This window comes from Streptomyces sp. NPDC048419, assembly GCF_043200415.1.
In the GTDB taxonomy this organism is placed as follows: domain Bacteria; phylum Actinomycetota; class Actinomycetes; order Streptomycetales; family Streptomycetaceae; genus Streptomyces.
The window spans coordinates 134,693-152,541 of sequence record NZ_JBICXT010000006.1; the positions used below are offsets into that span (position 1 = coordinate 134,693).

The following is a 17,849-nucleotide window of genomic DNA, read 5'->3' on the forward strand; positions in this document are numbered from 1 at the left end:
GAACAGGTCGAGGCGGGTGGACGACGCCCCCACGAGCCACCGGTGAGCAAAGCGAAAGGCCGTCCACGGGAGAGCCCGTGCACGGCCTTTCGGCTGTCTGACGCCTGCTCAGCGGTCCATGACGCGGTCGAACTGCGTGGTGGTGTGCCGCAGATGGGCCACCAGCTCGTCGCCGACCTGCGGTTCGGGCGCGTCCGACGGCACGAACAGGATGGAGACCTGCATGTGCGGCGGCTCCGCGAACCAGCGCTGCTTGCCGCCCCAGACGAACGGAGAAAGGTTCCGGTTCACCGTGGCGAGGCCGGCCCGCGCGACGCCCTTGGCGCGCGGCATGACGCCGTGCAGCGCCTTCGGGGCCTCGAGACCCACCCCGTGCGAGGTGCCGCCCGCCACGACCACCAGGAAGCCGTCGGAGGCCGCCTTCTGCTGGCGGTAGCCGAAGCGGTCGCCCTTGGCGACGCGCGTGACGTCCAGGACCGCACCGCGGTACTCGGTGGCGTCGTGGTCCCCCAGCCACAGCCGCGTGCCGATACGGGCGCGGAAGCGGGTCTGCGGGAACTGCTGCTGAAGCCGGTGCAGTTCCTCGGCCTTGAGGTGGCTGACGAACATCGTGTGCAACGGGAGACGGGCCGCACGCAGGTGGTCCATCCAGCCGATGACCTCCTCGACGGCGTCCGAGCCGTCGGTACGGTCCAGCGGGAGGTGGATGGCGAAGCCTTCGAGGCGGACGTTCTCTATGGCGGCGTGCAGTTGCGGCAGTTCCTGCGCGCTGATGCCGTGCCGCTTCATCGAGGACATGACCTCGATGACCACGCGGGCGCCCACGAGGCCGTACACGCCGTCCACCGAGGACACGGAGCGGATGACGCGGTCGGGCAGCGGTACGGGCTCCTCGCCGCGCCGGTACGGCGTCAGCACCAGCAGGTCCCCGCCGAAGTAGTCCTTGATGCGCGCGGCCTCGTACGTGGTGCCGACGGCGAGGACGTCCGAGCCCAGTCGCGTGGCCTCCTCCGCCAGCCGCTCGTGCCCGAAGCCGTAGCCGTTGCCCTTGCAGACCGGGACGAGCCCCGGGAACTGCTCCTGCACGTGCTTGTGATGCGCCCGCCAGCGCGCGGTGTCGACGTAGAGGGTGAGCGCCATGGCCGGACCTGGAACCTTTCTGGTGGCTGCGGTGTATCAGAGGTATGGAAGCGAACGAAGCTGTCGGACTTATCGAAGCAAACGTCCGGTACCGGTGGGGCTCAGCGGCGCGACATGTAGATGTCGAGCGCCTTGTGGAGCAGCTTGTTGAGCGGGAAGTCCCACTCGCCGAGGTACTCGGCGGCCTGGCCGCCCGTGCCCACCTTGAACTGGATCAGGCCGAAGAGGTGGTCGGTCTCGTCCAGCGAGTCGGAGATGCCGCGCAGGTCGTAGGCGGTCGCGCCGAGCGCGTAGGCGTCCCGCAGCATGCGCCACTGCATCGCGTTCGAGGGCCGGACCTCACGGCCGATGTTGTCGGAGGCGCCGTAGGAGTACCAGACGTGCCCGCCGACGATCAGCATCGTCGCCGCCGACAGGTTCACGCCGTTGTGCCGGGCGAAGTACAGCCGCATGCGGTTGGGGTCCTCGGAGTTGAGGGCCGTCCACATGCGCTGGAAGTACGACAGCGGGCGGGGCCGGAAGTGGTCGCGCACAGCCGTGATCTCGTACAGCCGCTGCCATTCCTCGAGGTCCTGGTAGCCGCCCTGGACGACCTCGACACCGGCCTTCTCGGCCTTCTTGATGTTGCGGCGCCATAGCTGGTTGAAGTTCTTGTGCACCTCTTCCAGGGAGCGGTTGGCCAGCGGCACCTGGAAGACATAGCGCGGCTGGACGTCGCCGAAGCCGGCCCCGCCGTCCTCGCCCTGCTGCCAGCCCATCCGGCGCAGTTTGTCGGCGACCTCGAAGGCGCGCGGCTCGATGAAGTCGGCCTCGATGTCACGCAGCCGCTTCACGTCCGGGTTCTGGATGCCCTGTTTGATGGAGCCGGCCTCCCAGCGCCGGATGATCACCGGCGGGCCCATCTTCACGGAGAAGGCGCCCTGCTGCTTGAGGTGGGCGAGCATCGGCTCCAGCCACTCGGTCAGATTCGGCGCGAACCAGTTGATGACCGGGCCCTCGGGCAGATAGGCGAGGTAGCGCTTGATCTTGGGCAGCTGACGGTAGAGGACGAGACCCGCGCCGACCATCTCGCCGGTGCGGTCGTCGAACCAGCCGAGGTTTTCGGAGCGCCACTCCGCCTTGACGTCCGCCCAGGCCGGAACCTGCATGTGGCTCGCCGACGGCAGGCTCTGGATGTACGCCAGATGCTGCTCGCGGCTGATCGTCCTCAGGGTCAGGCTCATTCGGGGCGCTCCTCGGGCTGGTGTGTCCCCATGGGTTCAGGGGCTCCGGCTCTCGCGCCGAAGCCTACTGCGCCTTGCGAGCGCCCCGAGTGGGCGTACGAAACCCGCACCCCGGCCCATGGGCTGCCGAGGCGTTCCGTGGTGTTTTATGGAGAGTTGGAGAGACGGTGTCCCTGGCGTCAGCTGATGACCCCGCCGAAGAGACCGCCGTGCGCCATGCCGAGGAAGAAGCCGACACCCGAGGCGCCGAGGCCCAGGATCAGCCCGAAGCGCTCGCGGGTCGTCTCCGAGATCCACTGGCCGTAGGCGCCGGTGAGGATGCCCACCAGGCCGGCCCAGGAGCTCAGCAGATGCAGGTGGTGGAAGAAGCCCGTCACGAACGCCACCAGGCCGAGCACCAGGGTCACCGCGAGCAGCGTGTCCTGGAGCGGATGGGGCTTTCCGTCCGTGGCGAAGAGACCTCCGGCGGTATTGGGTCGCAATGCTTGTGCCATAGGGCACCTCCTGCGGAAGACGGCGCATCGTAGCGCCATGCACACCCGATGTGTACAGACTGACGGCCCTGGCGGTCGGATTTCAACCGGAAGCCGGTGTGCGGGTACTCTGTACGGTCTGCACCGGTGTCTGCCCAGGCAGAGCCAGGGAAACCGCCCAGGACAGATCGTGGAAGCCGCTCGACGGCCCCCGATTGTCAGTGGCGGCCGATACCGTTGCGTACGCATCACAACCCTCCTGCCACGGAACGACCGTGGCCGCTGAGTCCAAAGGAGGTGGGTTCCACATGCGTCACTACGAGGTGATGGTCATCCTCGACCCCGATCTCGAGGAGCGCGCTGTCTCCCCGCTGATCGAGAACTTCCTCTCCGTCGTCCGTGAGGGCAACGGAAAGGTCGAGAAGGTCGACACCTGGGGCCGTCGTCGTCTCTCGTACGAGATCAAGAAGAAGCCCGAGGGCATCTACTCGGTCATCGACCTGCAGGCCGAGCCTGCGGTCGTCAAGGAGCTCGACCGCCAGATGAACCTGAACGAGTCGGTCCTCCGGACCAAGGTCCTCCGTCCCGAGACCCACTGAGCTCTCGCTCAGTAGATCCCGGGATTCGAGTAGCAGCACAAGCAGCCAGCAGCAAACCCGCCGAGAGGTTCCCCCATGGCAGGCGAGACCGTCATCACGGTCGTCGGCAATCTTGTCGATGACCCCGAGCTGCGCTTCACCCCTTCCGGTGCGGCGGTCGCGAAGTTCCGTGTCGCGTCCACTCCCCGCACCTTCGACCGTCAGACGAACGAGTGGAAGGACGGCGAGAGCCTGTTCCTGACCTGCTCGGTCTGGCGTCAGGCGGCGGAGAACGTCGCCGAGTCGCTTCAGCGAGGCATGCGCGTCATCGTGCAGGGCCGGCTGAAGCAGCGGTCCTACGAGGACCGTGAGGGCGTCAAGCGCACGGTCTACGAGCTGGACGTCGACGAGGTCGGCGCCAGCCTTCGCAACGCCACGGCCAAGGTCACCAAGACCAGCGGCCGCGGTGGCCAGGGCGGTTACAACGGCGGCGGTGGCAGCGGTGGCCAGGGTGGCGGCAGCTGGGGCGGCGGCCCCGGTGGCGGTCAGCAGGGCGGCGGCGCTCCCGCCGACGACCCCTGGGCGACCGGCACTCCCGCCGGTGGCAACCAGGGCAGCGGCGGTGGCTGGGGTGGAAACTCCGGCGGCGGCGCTGGCGGTGGCGGCGGCTACTCGGACGAGCCCCCCTTCTAGGCCTCAGGCCGAAGGGTGGGTCGTACCCAAACTTCTTGATCACACAGGAGAAACATCATGGCGAAGCCGCCTGTGCGCAAGCCGAAGAAGAAGGTCTGCGCTTTCTGCAAGGACAAGGTCACGTACGTGGACTACAAGGACACGAACATGCTGCGGAAGTTCATTTCCGACCGCGGCAAGATCCGTGCCCGCCGCGTGACCGGCAACTGCACGCAGCACCAGCGTGACGTCGCCACGGCCGTGAAGAACAGCCGTGAGATGGCGCTGCTGCCCTACACGTCCACCGCGCGCTAAGGGAAGGGTGACCGACCAATGAAGATCATCCTCACCCACGAGGTCTCTGGCCTCGGCGCCGCCGGCGACGTCGTCGACGTCAAGGACGGTTACGCTCGCAACTACCTGATCCCGCGGAATTTCGCTATTCGCTGGACCAAGGGTGGCGAGAAGGATGTCGAGCAGATCCGTCGTGCTCGCAAGATCCACGAGATCCAGACCATCGAGCAGGCCAACCAGGTGAAGGCCCAGCTCGAGGGCGTCAAGGTCCGTCTGGCCGTCCGCTCCGGCGACGCCGGTCGTCTCTTCGGTTCCGTCACCCCGGCCGACGTCGCTTCCGCGATCAAGGCCTCCGGTGGTCCCGAGGTCGACAAGCGCCGCATCGAGCTGGGCTCGCCGATCAAGACGCTGGGCGCCCACGAGACGTCCGTGCGTCTGCACCCCGAGGTTGCCGCCAAGGTCAACATCGAGGTCGTCTCGGCCTGATTGCTGCGCTTTGCTTGAGGCAGTTGCGAGAGGGGTCGCGCCCCCGAGGTGCGGCCCCTCTTGCGTGCCGTGCCGTTCGTTTCACGTGAAACGTGGCAGCCCGCGATGTTTCACGTGAAACGGCTCAGCGCGTCGCGCCGGTGACGATCCAGCGCCCCGAGCGGGCGCGCAGCCAGAGAGTGATCAGGCGGACCGTCATCATCAGCGTCATCGCTCCCCACAGTGCGGTGAGTCCGCCGCCGAGGGCCGGGATCAGGAGAGCCACAGGGCTGAAGACGGCCAGGGTGATCACCATGGCCCAGGCAAGGTAGGGCCCGTCTCCCGCGCCCATCAGGACGCCGTCCAGGACGAAGACGACGCCGCTGATCGGCTGGGAGAGCGCCACGATCACCAGAGCGGGCAAGGCCGTGTCCTTGACCACGGAGTCACTGGTGAACAGAGGCAGAAACACGGGACGCGTCGCGACTACCAGGAAGCCGAGTACGACGCCGACCGCAAGGCCCCACTCGACCATGCGGCGGCAGGCGTCCCGGGCGCCCTGAGCGTCACCGGCGCCGAGGTAGCGTCCGATGATGGCCTGTCCGGCGATGGCGATGGCGTCGAGCGCGAAGGCGAGCAGGCTCCACAGGGACAGGATGATCTGGTGGGCAGCGATGTCGGCGTCCCCGAGGCGGGCAGCGACGGCGGTGGCGATCATCAAAATCGCCCTCAGCGACAGCGTGCGGACCAGCAGGGGCACGCCGGCCTGAGCGGAGGCCCGGATCCCGGCGGCATCGGGGCGCAGCGAGGCTCCGTGCCGGTGTGCTCCCCGGACGACCACCGTGAGGTAGACGAGGGCCATGCCGCACTGGGCGATCACGGTGCCCCAGGCGGAACCTGCGATGCCGAGGCCGGCGCCGTAGACCAGGCCTGCGTTGAGGGCGCCGTTGGCGACGAAGCCCCCAACAGCGACGTAGAGCGGTGTCTTCGTGTCCTGCAGGCCGCGGAGGACGCCGGTCGAGGCGAGGACGACGAGCATGGCCGGGATGCCGAGGGCCGAGATGCGGAGATAGGTGGTTGCGTAGGGTGCCGCGGTGTCCGAGGCGCCGAAGAGTTCGACGAGGAACGGTGCGGCGGGGAGGACGACGGCGATGACGGCCGCGCCGAGCAGAAGTGCCAGCCAGATTCCGTCCATGCCCTGGCGGATGGCGGCCTGGAGGTCACCGGCGCCGACTCGTCGGGCGACGGCCGCCGTGGTGGCGTATGCGAGGAAGACGAAGACGCTGACCGCTGTCGTGAGGAGGGCGGAGGCGACGCCGAGGCCGGCGAGTTGTGCGGTGCCGAGGTGGCCGACGATTGCGCTGTCGGCCATGACGAACAGGGGCTCGGCGACGAGTGCACCGAAGGCCGGGACGGCCAGCGCGACGATCTCTCGATCGTGCTGTCGCCGGGTGGCCTTGGGGGTCGCGGGAGCCTGTGTCATGTGCACCAATGTAATCATCCACAGGTAAGAGATGCAATGCATCTATGACCCTTACGTCTTCACATGTCGGTTGCTCTTTCGTGCGTCGTTCGAAGAGATCTTGGTCCGACCGAGGAAGTTTTTCTTCTGCACAGCCGGTGGACGGGAAAGTTGCAGGTCAGAAAAGGTCTCATGGGTGACGTCCGTGCTTGTTCACAGGGCTGTCCACCGGGTCGTGCACAGGTTTTGCGGAGTTCTCCACAGCATCGGGGCCGTCGTCCACATGGCCTGTGGATAACCAGATTGGCTGACGTCGCCAACGGGCCTACCGTGGTCCGGCGCCCGCTCCGTTCGTCGGCTGGGAGACCAGCCCAAAACCGACGTCCATCAACCGGAGTTGGGCCTCTCATTTGTCAGTGCCGTGCCGTAGAAATAAGGGCATGGCTAGGTCCGCTCGGGGGCGGACGGGAGGAGGTGGCTCGGTGAGCATTTCCGAGCCCTTGGACGACCCGTGGGCCGGCAGCGGTCCCAGCGATCGTCTGCCGGCCTCCCGACGCCGCGGCGACGGGGGACGCGGTCGTGACGAGCAGCACGACCGAGGCGGCGACAGCGGTGAGTGGGAGGGCGGGAGCACCTCCTTCGAGCGTGTGCCGCCCCAGGACCTCGACGCCGAGCAGTCGGTCCTCGGCGGCATGCTCCTGTCCAAGGACGCCATCGCCGACGTCGTGGAGATCCTCAAGGGCCACGACTTCTACAAGCCCGCGCACGAGACGATCTTCGTCGCGATCCTCGACGTCTATGCCAAGGGAGAGCCGGCCGACCCCATCACCATCGCCGCCGAGCTCACCAAGCGAGGCGAGATCAACAAGGTCGGCGGGGCGTCGTATCTGCACACCCTCGTCCAGACCGTGCCTACGGCGGCCAACGCCGAGTACTACGCGGAGATCGTGCACGAGCGCGCGGTCCTGCGCCGCCTGGTCGAGGCGGGCACCCGCATCACGCAGATGGGATACGCGGCCGACGACGACGTCGACGAGATCGTCAACCGCGCCCAGGCCGAGATCTACGCGGTCACCGAACAGCGCACCAGCGAGGACTATCTGCCGCTCGGCGACATCATGGAGGGTGCGCTCGACGAGATCGAGGCGATCGGCTCCCGCTCCGGCGAGATGACCGGCGTGCCCACGGGATTCACCGACTTCGACTCGCTCACCAACGGTCTGCACCCGGGCCAGATGATCGTCATCGCCGCCCGTCCGGCGATGGGTAAGTCCACGCTCGCGCTGGACTTCGCCCGGGCCGCATCCATCAAGCACAATCTCCCGAGCGTCATCTTCTCCCTCGAGATGGGGCGCAACGAGATCGCGATGCGTCTGCTGTCCGCCGAGGCCCGTGTCGCCCTGCATCACATGCGCTCCGGCACCATGACCGACGAGGACTGGACGCGACTGGCCCGCCGGATGCCGGACGTCTCGGCCGCACCGCTGTTCATCGACGACTCCCCGAACCTGTCGATGATGGAGATCCGGGCCAAGTGCCGTCGCCTCAAGCAGCGCAGCGACATCCGACTGGTCGTCATCGACTATCTCCAGCTGATGCAGTCCGGCGGCTCCAAGCGCGCCGAGAACCGTCAGCAGGAGGTCTCGGACATGTCCCGTAACCTCAAGCTCCTCGCCAAGGAGCTGGAGATCCCGGTCATCGCGCTGTCCCAGCTGAACCGTGGCCCCGAGCAGCGCACCGACAAGAAGCCGATGGTCTCCGACCTGCGTGAATCGGGTTCCATCGAGCAGGACGCCGACATGGTCATCCTGTTGCACCGCGAGGACGCCTACGAGAAGGAGTCGCCGCGCGCGGGTGAGGCCGACCTGATCGTGGCCAAGCACCGTAACGGCCCGACGGCGACGATCACGGTCGCCTTCCAGGGCCACTACTCGCGGTTCGTGGACATGGCCCAGACCTGATCCGTCCGGGGTGGGCAATATTCCTGCGCCGATCCCTGACCCGCACAAATGCACTCGACGCTCGAGCGCCTCGCGGGATGGACTGTGCGCATGACGACACCTCAGGAAGAGTTGCTCCCCGGCACGAGCCGGGCGTTGCTGCATCGGATCGCTGTGGCCCAGGCGGAAGGGCGTGCGCCGTCACTGGTCGCGGCGGTCGTGAGGGACGGCCGGGCGGTCTGGCACGGTGCGCGGACTTCGGTCGAGGGACACGGTCCGGACGAGAACGTGCAGTACCGCATCGGCTCGATCACCAAGACCTTCACGGCTGTTCTCGTGTTGCGGCTGCGGGACGAGGGAGCCCTCGACCTCGGTGATCCGCTGGAGAAGCACCTGCCGGGAACCGGCGCGGGGGAGGCGACCATCGCCGATCTCCTCGCCCACACGAGCGGACTGGCGGCGGAGTCGCCGGCCCCGTGGTGGGAGCGCACCCCAGGATCTCTGCGCCCTGAGCTCGCGGATGTCCTGGGTGAGCAACCCGGTCTGCATCCGGTGGGCCGCCGCTTCCACTACTCCAATGCCGGCTACACCGTGCTGGGCGTGCTCGTCGAGAAGCTGCGCGGGGAGCCGTGGGAGGAGGTACTTCGGCGTGAAGTGCTCGAACCCCTGGGCCTCGACCGCACGAGCGCTCACCCGCAGGCACCCCACGCGGGTGGCTGGGCCGTGCACCCGTGGGCCGACGTCCTGCTGCCCGAGCCCACCGAGGACCTGGGACGGATGGCCCCGGCCGGTCAGCTCTGGTCCACCACGGCTGACCTGGCACGTTTTGCCGTCTTCCTGGCCCGGGGCGACGACAGGGTGCTGAGTGCCGAGACCATGAGGGAGATGCGGACGCCCGCGGCGCCGGCCGAAGCGGTCGATGTGCTGGACGGTGCGGCGTACGGGCTGGGGCTGCAGATCCAGCGCTGGGACGGCCGGTTGCTCGTGGGGCACTCCGGGTCGCTGCCGGGCTTTCTGGCCAACCTCACCATCAGCGTCGAGGACGACGTCGCAGCCGTGGTGCTGGCGAACTGCACGTCCGGTCCGTTGCTGTCCGGCGTGGGCGCCGACCTCGTACGGATCGTCGCCGAGGCCGAGCCGCGCGTTCCTGATCCGTGGCGGCCGCTGTCCGAAGTCGACGCGTCTGCAGTGGAGTTGGCCGGACAGTGGTACTGGGGAACGTATGCGTTCGCCCTGCGGCTGTCCGCCGAGGAGGGTGTCTCGCTGGAGCCGCTGTCCGGCAGTGGCCGCCGCTCGCGTTTCAGGACGAACGGCGACGGCACCTGGACCGGACTGGAGGGCTACTACGCCGGAGAGCTCCTGAAGGCCGTACGGCGCCCGGACGGAACCGTGAGCCACCTGGACCTCGGATCGTTCGTGTTCACGCGCCAGCCGTATGACCAGGAGGCTCCTGTGCCGGGTGGGGTGGACTCGGAGGGGTGGCGGGGGATCGGCTGACACCGTCGACCAGCAAGGCCCCTGTTTCACGTGAAACGAGAGGCTTCACATCACCGCGTACCACCTGACGCCTCACCGCACGGCCTCACAGCGGGAGCTTGAAGCCCACGTGTGAGGCCGTGAAGCCGAGCCGCTCGTAGAAGCGATGGGCGTCGGTACGGGAGCTGTCGGAGGTGAGCTGGACCAACTGGCAGCCCTGGCGCCGGGATTCGTCGATCGCCCATTCGATGAGCCGTGTGCCCAGGCCGCTGCCGCGTTCGTCGGCATGAATGCGGACAGCCTCGATGATCGACCTGGTGGCACCGCGGCGCGACAGGCCCGGAATGACCGAGAGCTGAAGCGTGCCGACGACGCGGCCCTCACGTGCCGCGACGACCAGGTGCTGGTTCGGGTCGGACGCAAGGCGCCGCAACGCGCTCAGGTAGGGCGTCAGATCGTCCGGTGACTCGCGCTGGGCTCCCAGGGGGTCGTCGGCGAGCATCGCGACGATCGCGGACACGTCGTCCGCCGTGGCGGGCCGTATTTCAAGATCTCCCATGCCCGCACCCTACGCACTGCCGAGCTCGTGGGCAGGGCTCAGCCCGCTGCCACCGTCAGTGGAGCGAATCGCCTGGTCCAGTCGCCGGGCAGTTCCGGAATCCCGTACGTCATCACCGAGTTGAAGGCGACGGTAGCCAGCTCGTGCTCCTTCGCCCACGCCAGCAGCTCTTCGTGCCGTACGTCGATGTCGGTGCGCAGGGGACGGTCGGTGTGGGCGGCGAGAGAACCGATGAGCGCCTTGGCCGTCTCCGTGTCGCGGGCGATCAGCGGGCCCACGACATGGGTGTCCATGTTCGGCCAGGCGGCCGCGTAGCCGATGAGCCGGCTGTTCTCCTCGGCGACCCGCATGCGGTCGGCGAAGGCCGGCAGCCGGGTGATGACGGGTGTGCGGTCGGCGCCGAACACCTCCTCATCGAGGCGGAGGATCGCGGTGAGGTCCTCGGCGGTGGCCGCACGCGTGACGACCTCGGGCACCAGACCGCCGGGCGTGAAGTGCCCTCGGAGCATCTCGGCCCGTCCGGTGACCTTGAAGCCGAGCTCCTCGTAGAGCGGGCGACCGTACGGGGTTGAGTGGAGGGTCAGCGGGGTGGTGCCCATCGTCGAGACGACGTGCCGCATCAGGCGGCGTCCGACGCCCTGGCGGGCATGCTGTTCGGCGACCAGCACCATGCCGATGGCTCCGAGCGAAGGATGGTTCTGCGGTCCGTACTCGGTGACGACACAGGCGCTCACCAGGCCCCCGTCAGGGTCGTCGATGCCGTATCCCCTTCCGGCCGTGAGGAGGAAGCCCCACTTGTGCTCCTCGCGCGGCCACCCCCGGTTCTCGGACAAGTCGGCGCAGGCGGCGAGATCCCGAGGCGTCAGACGGCGGATGGGAAGAGGAGAGAGCGAGTCAGTCGGCACGCAGGTCAGGCTGTCCGACAGGCGCCCTCGCCGTCCACCTGTTTCCGGCGAGAAGCAGGAGCTTTTGGCCATGACGTGGCCAAGCGCATAGCCGGTGGAGGGTGCTGGACGTTTCACGTGAAACGTGGGCCGACCCGAGCGACGGGTGATCCGACGCGCAGGGACGGATCACCGGCCCCATAGCCTCGAGTCCCATGGCGAGACTTCATCTCTTCGACCTCGACGGCACACTGCAGCGTTGCACGACGGCTTCCGTGGAGATCTCACGGCAACTGGGGCTGGAAGCCGAGACCGTGGCGCTCGACAAGGCGATCTCAGCGGGGCTCCTGGACCCGCCGGCGTACGCGACGCACGTGTATGCGCTCTGGGCCGATCTGACCGATGCACATGTGTCGGCGGCTTTCGACGGTGCACCGTGGCTGGCGCGTATCCGCGAGGTCTGGGCGGATATCCGGCAGGCGGGCGATTACTGCGCCGTGATGTCGCTCTCGTCGTCCTTCTTTGTGGAGCGGCTCACCGGCTGGGGCGCGCATGCGACTTTCGGATCACGTTTTCCCGCCGTGCCGTTCACGGGGCCCGTGGATCCGGCAGGAGTCGACCTGGATCTATTCGGTGCGGTGCCCGTCACCGTCGCGGTCAATGCGGACCGTCATCTGCCGGGTCTTGCGACCCCTTCGTACCGGGGCGGGGATCTGTGGGATGGCCTATGAATTGGTGCGCCGCGCCCGCTGATTGAATCCAGTGCGAACGGGGATAAAGGTGGCCGCAGCTTAACGGCATGGGGAGATCGAAGACCCGCATACGCGGTTATGCGAAGGGGATGCCCTGGCGTGATGGAACGCTGCGGTGAGAGCAGTGGGTCAATGTCACTCACCACCCGGCGGAAGCGCGCAGACCGGCTGAAATATGTTCGAGGCGAGGCACACCATGGACGCTCCGGCCACACCGTGGGGCGACAGCGGCACGACGAGCGCCGGGAGCGGGTCACCGGATGCCGTGCTCATACGCCGGACCATGGCCGAGGTGACACCGATCGCCGACCAGCTCACCTCGTACTTCTACGCGATGCTCTTCGTCCGTCATCCGGATCTGCGGGCCCTGTTCCCGGCGGCGATGGACGTGCAGCGGGACCGGCTGTTCAGAGCCCTGCTCAGAGCGGCCGAGCACATCGACGACACCGAGGCCCTCGTGGCGCAACTGCAGAGCCTCGGCCGCGGCCACCGCAGGTACGGCACCAGGGCCTGGCACTACCCGGCCGTCGGTGAGTGCCTCATCGGTGCGCTGAGCAGGCACGCCTCCGGCAGCTGGAACGCGCAGACGGAGGCGGCCTGGGTCCGGGCGTACACGACGATCTCGCAGATCATGATCGACGCCGCGGCGGCGGACGAGCTGCGTGCGCCGGCCTGGTGGCACGCCGAGATCGTCGGGCACGACCTCAGGACCCCGGATGTGGCGGTCGTTACGGTGCGCCCCGACCAGCCGTACCCGTTTCTGGCCGGGCAGTACACGAGTCTGGAGACGCCGTGGTGGCCGCGGATCTGGCGGCACTACTCCTTCGCCTCGGCGCCCCGTTCAGACGGTCTGCTGACGTTCCATGTGAGGGCCGTCCCCACCGGCTGGGTCTCGACGGCGCTGGTGCACCGCGCCCGCCGCGGCGACGTCATCCGCCTCGGCCCGCCGGCCGGTTCGATGACCGTCGACCACACCTCCGACAGCGGACTGCTCTGCCTGGGCGGCGGCACGGGCATCGCGCCCATCAAGGCCCTCGTCGAGGACGTGGCCGAGCACGGTGAGCGGCGGACGGTCGAGGTGTTCTACGGCGCCCGTACCGGCCACGACCTGTACGACATCGAGACGATGCTCAGGCTCCAGCAGTCCCATCCATGGCTCTCGGTCCGGGCGGTCGTCGACCAGCAGACGCGTCTCCAGCTCCCGGACGCCGTACGCGAGCACGGGCCGTGGAACGGGTACGACGCCTATCTGTCGGGCCCGCCCGGCATGATCCGCAGCGGCGTGGACGCCCTGAGGTACGCCGGCATCCCGTCGGAGCGCATACGGCACGACTCGGTCGAGGACCTCGTCGCCGCGTGGCACTGACCAGGCGCCGGTATCAGCCCAGGTCGGGCGCGTGCATGGCGCGTACGCCCTCGATGTTCCCGTCGAGGTAGTGCCGCAGGGACAGGGGCACGAGATGCACCGAGGCGATCCCGACGCGGGTGAACGGGATCCGTACGATCTCGTACTCGCCGGCGGGCTCGTCCACTTCGGGGCCGTGCCGCAGGGAGGTGTCCATGGACTCCAGGTGGCAGACGAAGAAGTGCTGCACCTTCACGCCGGTCGCGCCGCCGTCCTCACCGATGTGTTCCACGGTGTCCACGAAGCAGGGCACCACATCGGTGATCTTGGCGCCGAGCTCCTCGTACACCTCGCGGTGCAGGGCGTCGACGACGGTCGAGTCCTCGGGTTCGACCCCGCCACCGGGCGTGACCCAGTAGGGATCGACACCAGGCTTGGTGCGCTTGATCAGGATCAGATTGTCGCCGTCCAGCAGAACAGCTCGGGCGGTGCGCTTGACCACGGGTCGGACGGTCATGGGGGAAATGTGGCCCGGCTGGTTCCACGTGAAACATCGCTGGACGTGACCGGCCGGGATCTCCCGGTGACGGCTGGAAAAGCGCAGGTCAGCACCACTCGGTCGCGGCCCGCAGCAGCCATTCGTGAGCCCGCGCTATATGCGGCATCGCGAGTGTGCCGGTACGCACCACCAAGAAGTAGGTCCGCAGCGGAGGCACCGCGGGTTCGTGCAGGGCGACGATCTCGCCGCGTTCCAGGGCAGTGCCGCACAGATAGCGGGGCAGGACCGCGAGCCCCGCGCCCGCGACGGCGCAGGCGAGGACAGCGCGCAGATCGGGAACGATGACGGCGCCCGGGGCGCCGGGGCGGGAGTCGAAGACGGAGGCCCAGTAGCGGGAGACGAAGGGCAGCGACTCGTGTACCTCGATCACCGGGACGTCCTCCAGGGCCGGGGCCCCCTTGAGATCCGGCTTGCCGGAGCCGACCTCCTCGGCCCGCTGCGGGGTGGCGACGAGGACGTGCTCCTCGTCGCACAGCGGAGTCGCCTTCAGCAGGGCGCCGCGCGGACGGGCCGTGCTGATGGCCAGATCGTGATGCCCGGCGGCCAGCCCCTCCAGGATTTCGTCGGCATTGCCGAAGGAGGCACGCAGGGCGAAGCCTTGGCCCTCCTCACCGGTCAGCTCCGTGAGGGCGGGCAGCGCCCGCTCGGCGGTGAACTCGGGGGGACCGGCGAGATGCAGCGTCCGTAAGGAGGACTCGTCGTCGACACCGGTCTCGGCGATCTCCACCAGCGCGTCCAGGTGCGGGGCTGCCTTGTGCGCGAGTTCGTCGCCGATGGTCGTCGGAGTGACGCCGCGGGCCTGCCGGAGGAACAGGGGGCGGCCCAGCTGCCGTTCCAGCGTGCGGATCTGTGAGGTCACGGCCGGCTGCGACAGGCCGAGCAGGGCGGCGGCGCGGGTGAAGGAGCCGGCCCGGTGCACGGTCACGAAAGTGCGCAGCAAGGCCAGATCCATCGTTCGCCCTCCCCAGTTCCCTGCCCTTCTCCCGGCCTTCAGGCAGGGCCCAACTATAAATAAGTCGATAGGTCTCTGTCGCTACTGTGATTGGACACTGACACAGAGTCAACTAGCCTTGGTCGCGCGGTTCTTCGCGCGCAGAACCGAGGACGGTCCGAGCCACGAGGGGGGAGGCTCGGACCGTCCGTTGTACGCGGCAGGGCTCGTCCGGGGTTCGCCGAAACGGGTTCCGGCGCGGTCATCGCGCCGACTCGTCCAGGGCGCGGAACACATCGGCCACCAGGTCCTCGGGATCCTCGGCACCGACGGAGAAGCGGATGAAGCCCTCCGGCACCGCGTCCCCGCCCCAGCGCCCGCGCCGCTCGGCGGTGGACCGCACCCCGCCGAAGCTCGTCGCGTCGTCCACGAGCCGCAGCGCGTCGAGAAAACGCTCGGCACGCGCGCGCGTGGGCAGCGTGAAGGACACCACGCAGCCGTAGCGGCGCATCTGTTGCGAGGCGATCTTGTGCGAGGGGTCGTCGGGCAGCCCCGGGTAGCGCAGCCCGGTCACCTCGGGCCGCCCGCGCAGCGCCTCGGCGAGGGTCTGGGCCGTCGCGCACTGCCGGTCGACGCGCAGCTGGAGCGTGGCGATCGAGCGGTGCGCGAGCCAGGCCTCCATGGGGCCGGGAATCGCGCCGACGATCTTGCGCCAGCGGCGCACGGCGGCCATGGCCTCGGCGTCGCGGCCGACGACGTAGCCGAGCAGGACGTCCCCGTGCCCGGTGAGCTGCTTGGTGCCGCTGGCCACGGCGAAGTCCGCGCCCAGCTCCAGCGGGCGCTGCCCCAGAGGCGTCGCCAGCGTGTTGTCGACGGCGACGAGCGCGCCACGCGCGTGTGCGGCCTCGACGAGACGGCGGATGTCGCACACGTCGAGTCCGGGGTTCGAGGGCGTCTCCAGCCACAGCAGCTTCGCGCCGTCGAGGACGTCGAGCTGGGCGTCCTGACCGGTCGGCGCCGTGCGCACCTCGATGCCGTACGCCTCCAGCTGTGCGCGCACCAGGGGCAGGGCCTGGTAGCCGTCGACGGGCAGCACGACCGTGTCCCCGGCCTGCAGCTGGGAGAACAGGACGGACGAGATGGCGGCCATGCCGGAGGCGAAGACGAGCGTCTGGGCGCCGCCCTGCCCGGGCGCCTCCAGCTCGCCGACGGCCCGCTCCAGCAGCGTCCAGGTGGGGTTCTCGTCCCGGCCGTAGGCGTAAGGTCCGGCGACGTCGCCCGGCAGATGGAAGTGGGCGGCGAACACCGGTCCGGGCAGGGTCGGTTCGTTCTTGACCGCTTCGGGCAGGCCCGCCCGCACCGCGCGCGTGCCGTCACCGTCGCCAGAAGGCCTGTCCGTAGCGGAATCACTCATGCCGCCCGTCCCTCCACGTGCTCGCGTACCGCGGCGAGGAGGCCCTCGCTCGCTGCTTCCACCATCTCAAGGCACTCCTCGAACCCGTCCAGGCCCCCGTAGTACGGGTCCGGGACGTCGAGGTCGCCGGCGGCCGCCGGGTCGTAGGAGCGCAGCAGCCGCACCTTGGCCACGTCCTCCTGGGTGGGTGCGAGGCGACGCAGGGCCTTGAGGTGGCCGGAGTCGAGGGCGACGACGAGGTCGAGGCGCGAGAACCACGAGGGCTCGAACCTGCGCGCCCTGTGGTCGCTCTCGTAGCCGCTCCCCTCGAGGACGGAGACGGTGCGCGGGTCGGCGCCGTCGCCCTCGTGCCAGCCGCCGGTGCCGGCACTGTCGACCTCGACCTGGCCGTCGAGCCCGGCCTCCGCGACGCGGGCGCGGAACACGGACTCGGCCATCGGGGAGCGGCAGATGTTGCCCGTGCAGACGAAGCAGACGCGGTAACTCATCGGAGTCTCAGTCCTCGTCGGGCAGGACGACGTGCAGCGCCCACGAGACGATCGAGATGATCAGGCCGCCCAGCACCGCGGTCCAGAAGCCGTCGACGTGGAAGCTCAGGTCGAACTTGCCGGCCAGCCACGAGGTGAGCAGCAGCATCAGGGCGTTGACGATCAGGGTGAAGAGCCCCAGGGTCAGGATCATCAGCGGCAGGCTCAGGAGCTTCACGACCGGCTTGACCAGGAAGTTCACCAAGCCGAAGATCAACGCGACGATGATCAGGGTGCCGGTCTTCTTGCCCGTGCTGTCACCGGTCAGGGTGATCTTGTCGAGCAGCCATACGGCGACCGCCAGGGCACCTGCGTTGGCGATCGTCTTGACTACGAAATTCTTCATGTGTCTGATCGTGGCAGACGAGATCGGTTACGAGCAGTGGTGCGAGGGCGGCAACAGCGATGAAGGCATTCCGGCTGGACGAACTTGAGGCGGAACGTGCCGCCAACGAGGGCGCCTACCTGCAGTTTCTTCGTGAGCGGAACATGTCCGTCGGGCTGTACGCACTCAACGCCGGCGAACATGATCCACAGAAGCCGCACAACCAGGACGAGGTCTACTTCGTCGTGAGCGGCCGCGCCTCGATCTCCGTCGGCCTGGAGACCACCGAGGTCGCGCGCGGCAGCGTGGTGTACGTGCCGGCCGGCGTCTCCCACAAGTTCCACCACATCAGCGAGGACCTGCGGGTCCTCGTGGTGTTCTCTCCGCCGGAAAGCTGAGGCGGCCTCTCGGGGTTCCCTAGGGGTTCAGTCAGGGGAGGACAAGGGATGCGAGGCCCCCGCCGGCACCCCTGCCGGCCCTAGCATCGAGTGCAGGACATCAATGGAGCCCTGCACAGCAGTCGGGCGGAGAGGTAAGGACGAGGGCAATGGGAGAGATTTTCGGCGGACTGCCGTGGTGGGTGAAGTGGGTCGCGGTGCCGGTCATCGCCCTGGTCGTGTTCGGCGGGCTGATAGCCAGCGTGGTCGGCTTCGTCATCGGGCTGCTCTTCAAGGTGCTGGTATTCGTGGCACTGGTCGGCGGACTGATCTACGTCGTGCGGAAGTTCATGTCGAGCTCGTCGTCACGAAGCGACTGGTGAGACCCCTGGGACACCGGTGATCGGTAACAGGAATCACCGGTTCCCTCGCGCGAGGGAAGTTTTCCGGACA

The 17,849-nt window shown here is 68.3% G+C and carries 21 protein-coding genes and 1 pseudogene; 10 read left to right on the forward strand and 12 right to left on the reverse strand.

Going from position 1 to position 17,849, the window contains the following annotated elements; all coding sequences use genetic code 11:
• Positions 1-108: 108 nt before the first annotated feature.
• From ACGFYN_RS15725 to ACGFYN_RS15735, 3 genes are all read right to left on the reverse strand, one after another.
• Positions 109-1,140 carry an alanine racemase gene (locus ACGFYN_RS15725; RefSeq protein WP_393866377.1) on the reverse strand — a complete coding sequence of 344 codons (1,032 nt, stop codon included), beginning with the start codon at positions 1,138-1,140 and terminating at the stop codon, positions 109-111.
• Positions 1,141-1,241: 101 nt separating this feature from the next.
• Positions 1,242-2,363, reverse strand: a complete 1,122-nt coding sequence (gene femX / locus ACGFYN_RS15730; RefSeq protein WP_393866378.1) for a peptidoglycan bridge formation glycyltransferase FemX — start codon at positions 2,361-2,363, stop codon at positions 1,242-1,244.
• 179 nt (positions 2,364-2,542) lie between these two features.
• The gene (locus tag ACGFYN_RS15735; protein ID WP_393866379.1) at positions 2,543-2,857 is read right to left on the reverse strand and encodes a hypothetical protein; all 315 of its coding nucleotides are present in this window, start codon (positions 2,855-2,857) and stop codon (positions 2,543-2,545) included.
• 287 nt (positions 2,858-3,144) lie between these two features.
• Here ACGFYN_RS15735 and rpsF point away from each other — a divergent pair, with 287 nt between their 5' ends.
• The 4 genes from rpsF (at position 3,145) to rplI (ending at position 4,866) form a co-directional block, all read left to right on the forward strand.
• A complete protein-coding gene (gene rpsF, locus ACGFYN_RS15740) occupies positions 3,145-3,435 on the forward strand; it encodes a 30S ribosomal protein S6 (protein ID WP_006604399.1) in 291 nt (96 codons plus the stop codon).
• A 75-nt stretch (positions 3,436-3,510) separates the two neighbouring features.
• A complete protein-coding gene (locus ACGFYN_RS15745) occupies positions 3,511-4,107 on the forward strand; it encodes a single-stranded DNA-binding protein (RefSeq protein WP_393866380.1) in 597 nt (198 codons plus the stop codon).
• Between the two features lie 57 nt (positions 4,108-4,164).
• A complete protein-coding gene (gene rpsR, locus ACGFYN_RS15750; protein ID WP_003949403.1) occupies positions 4,165-4,401 on the forward strand; it encodes a 30S ribosomal protein S18 in 237 nt (78 codons plus the stop codon).
• 18 nt (positions 4,402-4,419) lie between these two features.
• Positions 4,420-4,866: a 50S ribosomal protein L9 gene (gene rplI, locus ACGFYN_RS15755; RefSeq protein WP_393866381.1), complete on the forward strand. Its 447-nt coding sequence runs from the start codon at positions 4,420-4,422 to the stop codon at positions 4,864-4,866.
• A 124-nt stretch (positions 4,867-4,990) separates the two neighbouring features.
• Here rplI and ACGFYN_RS15760 read toward each other — a convergent pair whose 3' ends face one another.
• Entirely contained in the window at positions 4,991-6,328 is a 1,338-nt protein-coding gene (locus ACGFYN_RS15760; protein WP_393866382.1) for an MATE family efflux transporter, read from the reverse strand.
• 461 nt (positions 6,329-6,789) lie between these two features.
• Between ACGFYN_RS15760 and dnaB the strand changes: the two genes are divergently transcribed.
• Both dnaB and ACGFYN_RS15770 read left to right on the forward strand, forming a co-directional pair.
• On the forward strand, positions 6,790-8,268 hold the full coding sequence (gene dnaB, locus ACGFYN_RS15765; RefSeq protein WP_393866383.1) for a replicative DNA helicase: 1,479 nt from the start codon (positions 6,790-6,792) through the stop codon (positions 8,266-8,268).
• A gap of 90 nt (positions 8,269-8,358) precedes the next feature.
• On the forward strand, positions 8,359-9,744 hold the full coding sequence (locus tag ACGFYN_RS15770; protein WP_393866384.1) for a serine hydrolase domain-containing protein: 1,386 nt from the start codon (positions 8,359-8,361) through the stop codon (positions 9,742-9,744).
• 85 nt (positions 9,745-9,829) lie between these two features.
• Here ACGFYN_RS15770 and ACGFYN_RS15775 read toward each other — a convergent pair whose 3' ends face one another.
• Positions 9,830-10,282, reverse strand: a complete 453-nt coding sequence (locus ACGFYN_RS15775) for a GNAT family N-acetyltransferase (RefSeq protein WP_393866385.1) — start codon at positions 10,280-10,282, stop codon at positions 9,830-9,832.
• Between the two features lie 38 nt (positions 10,283-10,320).
• Complete coding sequence (locus tag ACGFYN_RS15780; protein ID WP_393866386.1) at positions 10,321-11,187, reverse strand: GNAT family N-acetyltransferase; 867 nt, start codon at positions 11,185-11,187, stop codon at positions 10,321-10,323.
• 194 nt (positions 11,188-11,381) lie between these two features.
• On the opposite strand from ACGFYN_RS15780, the pseudogene ACGFYN_RS15785 reads away from it, so the two are divergent.
• A pseudogene (locus ACGFYN_RS15785) lies at positions 11,382-11,919 on the forward strand (hydrolase).
• A gap of 134 nt (positions 11,920-12,053) precedes the next feature.
• Here ACGFYN_RS15785 and ACGFYN_RS15790 read toward each other — a convergent pair.
• Positions 12,054-12,191: a hypothetical protein gene (locus ACGFYN_RS15790; RefSeq protein ID WP_393866591.1), complete on the reverse strand. Its 138-nt coding sequence runs from the start codon at positions 12,189-12,191 to the stop codon at positions 12,054-12,056.
• Between ACGFYN_RS15790 and ACGFYN_RS15795 the strand changes: the two genes are divergently transcribed.
• On the forward strand, positions 12,184-13,284 hold the full coding sequence (locus tag ACGFYN_RS15795; RefSeq protein ID WP_393866579.1) for a globin domain-containing protein: 1,101 nt from the start codon (positions 12,184-12,186) through the stop codon (positions 13,282-13,284). The genes ACGFYN_RS15790 and ACGFYN_RS15795 overlap by 8 nt on opposite strands.
• Positions 13,285-13,297: 13 nt before the next feature.
• On the opposite strand, the gene ACGFYN_RS15800 is transcribed toward ACGFYN_RS15795, so the two are convergent.
• The 5 genes from ACGFYN_RS15800 to ACGFYN_RS15820 form a co-directional block, all read right to left on the reverse strand.
• Positions 13,298-13,780 carry an NUDIX domain-containing protein gene (locus tag ACGFYN_RS15800; protein WP_393866387.1) on the reverse strand — a complete coding sequence of 161 codons (483 nt, stop codon included), beginning with the start codon at positions 13,778-13,780 and terminating at the stop codon, positions 13,298-13,300.
• A gap of 88 nt (positions 13,781-13,868) precedes the next feature.
• A complete protein-coding gene (locus tag ACGFYN_RS15805; RefSeq protein ID WP_393866388.1) occupies positions 13,869-14,774 on the reverse strand; it encodes a LysR family transcriptional regulator in 906 nt (301 codons plus the stop codon).
• Positions 14,775-15,015: 241 nt separating this feature from the next.
• Positions 15,016-16,167, reverse strand: coding sequence for a cystathionine gamma-lyase (locus tag ACGFYN_RS15810; protein ID WP_393866389.1), 1,152 nt, complete (start codon positions 16,165-16,167; stop codon positions 15,016-15,018).
• The gene (locus ACGFYN_RS15815) at positions 16,164-16,655 is read right to left on the reverse strand and encodes a low molecular weight protein-tyrosine-phosphatase (protein ID WP_393866390.1); all 492 of its coding nucleotides are present in this window, start codon (positions 16,653-16,655) and stop codon (positions 16,164-16,166) included. Before ACGFYN_RS15815 ends, ACGFYN_RS15810 begins: the two co-directional genes overlap by 4 nt.
• A 7-nt stretch (positions 16,656-16,662) precedes the next feature.
• Positions 16,663-17,040 carry a phage holin family protein gene (locus ACGFYN_RS15820; protein ID WP_393866391.1) on the reverse strand — a complete coding sequence of 126 codons (378 nt, stop codon included), beginning with the start codon at positions 17,038-17,040 and terminating at the stop codon, positions 16,663-16,665.
• A gap of 59 nt (positions 17,041-17,099) precedes the next feature.
• On the opposite strand from ACGFYN_RS15820, the gene ACGFYN_RS15825 reads away from it, so the two are divergent.
• Positions 17,100-17,417: a cupin domain-containing protein gene (locus ACGFYN_RS15825; RefSeq protein ID WP_393866392.1), complete on the forward strand. Its 318-nt coding sequence runs from the start codon at positions 17,100-17,102 to the stop codon at positions 17,415-17,417.
• Positions 17,418-17,566: 149 nt separating this feature from the next.
• The gene (locus tag ACGFYN_RS15830; RefSeq protein WP_393866393.1) at positions 17,567-17,779 is read left to right on the forward strand and encodes a DUF5326 family protein; all 213 of its coding nucleotides are present in this window, start codon (positions 17,567-17,569) and stop codon (positions 17,777-17,779) included.
• Positions 17,780-17,849 lie beyond the last annotated feature (70 nt).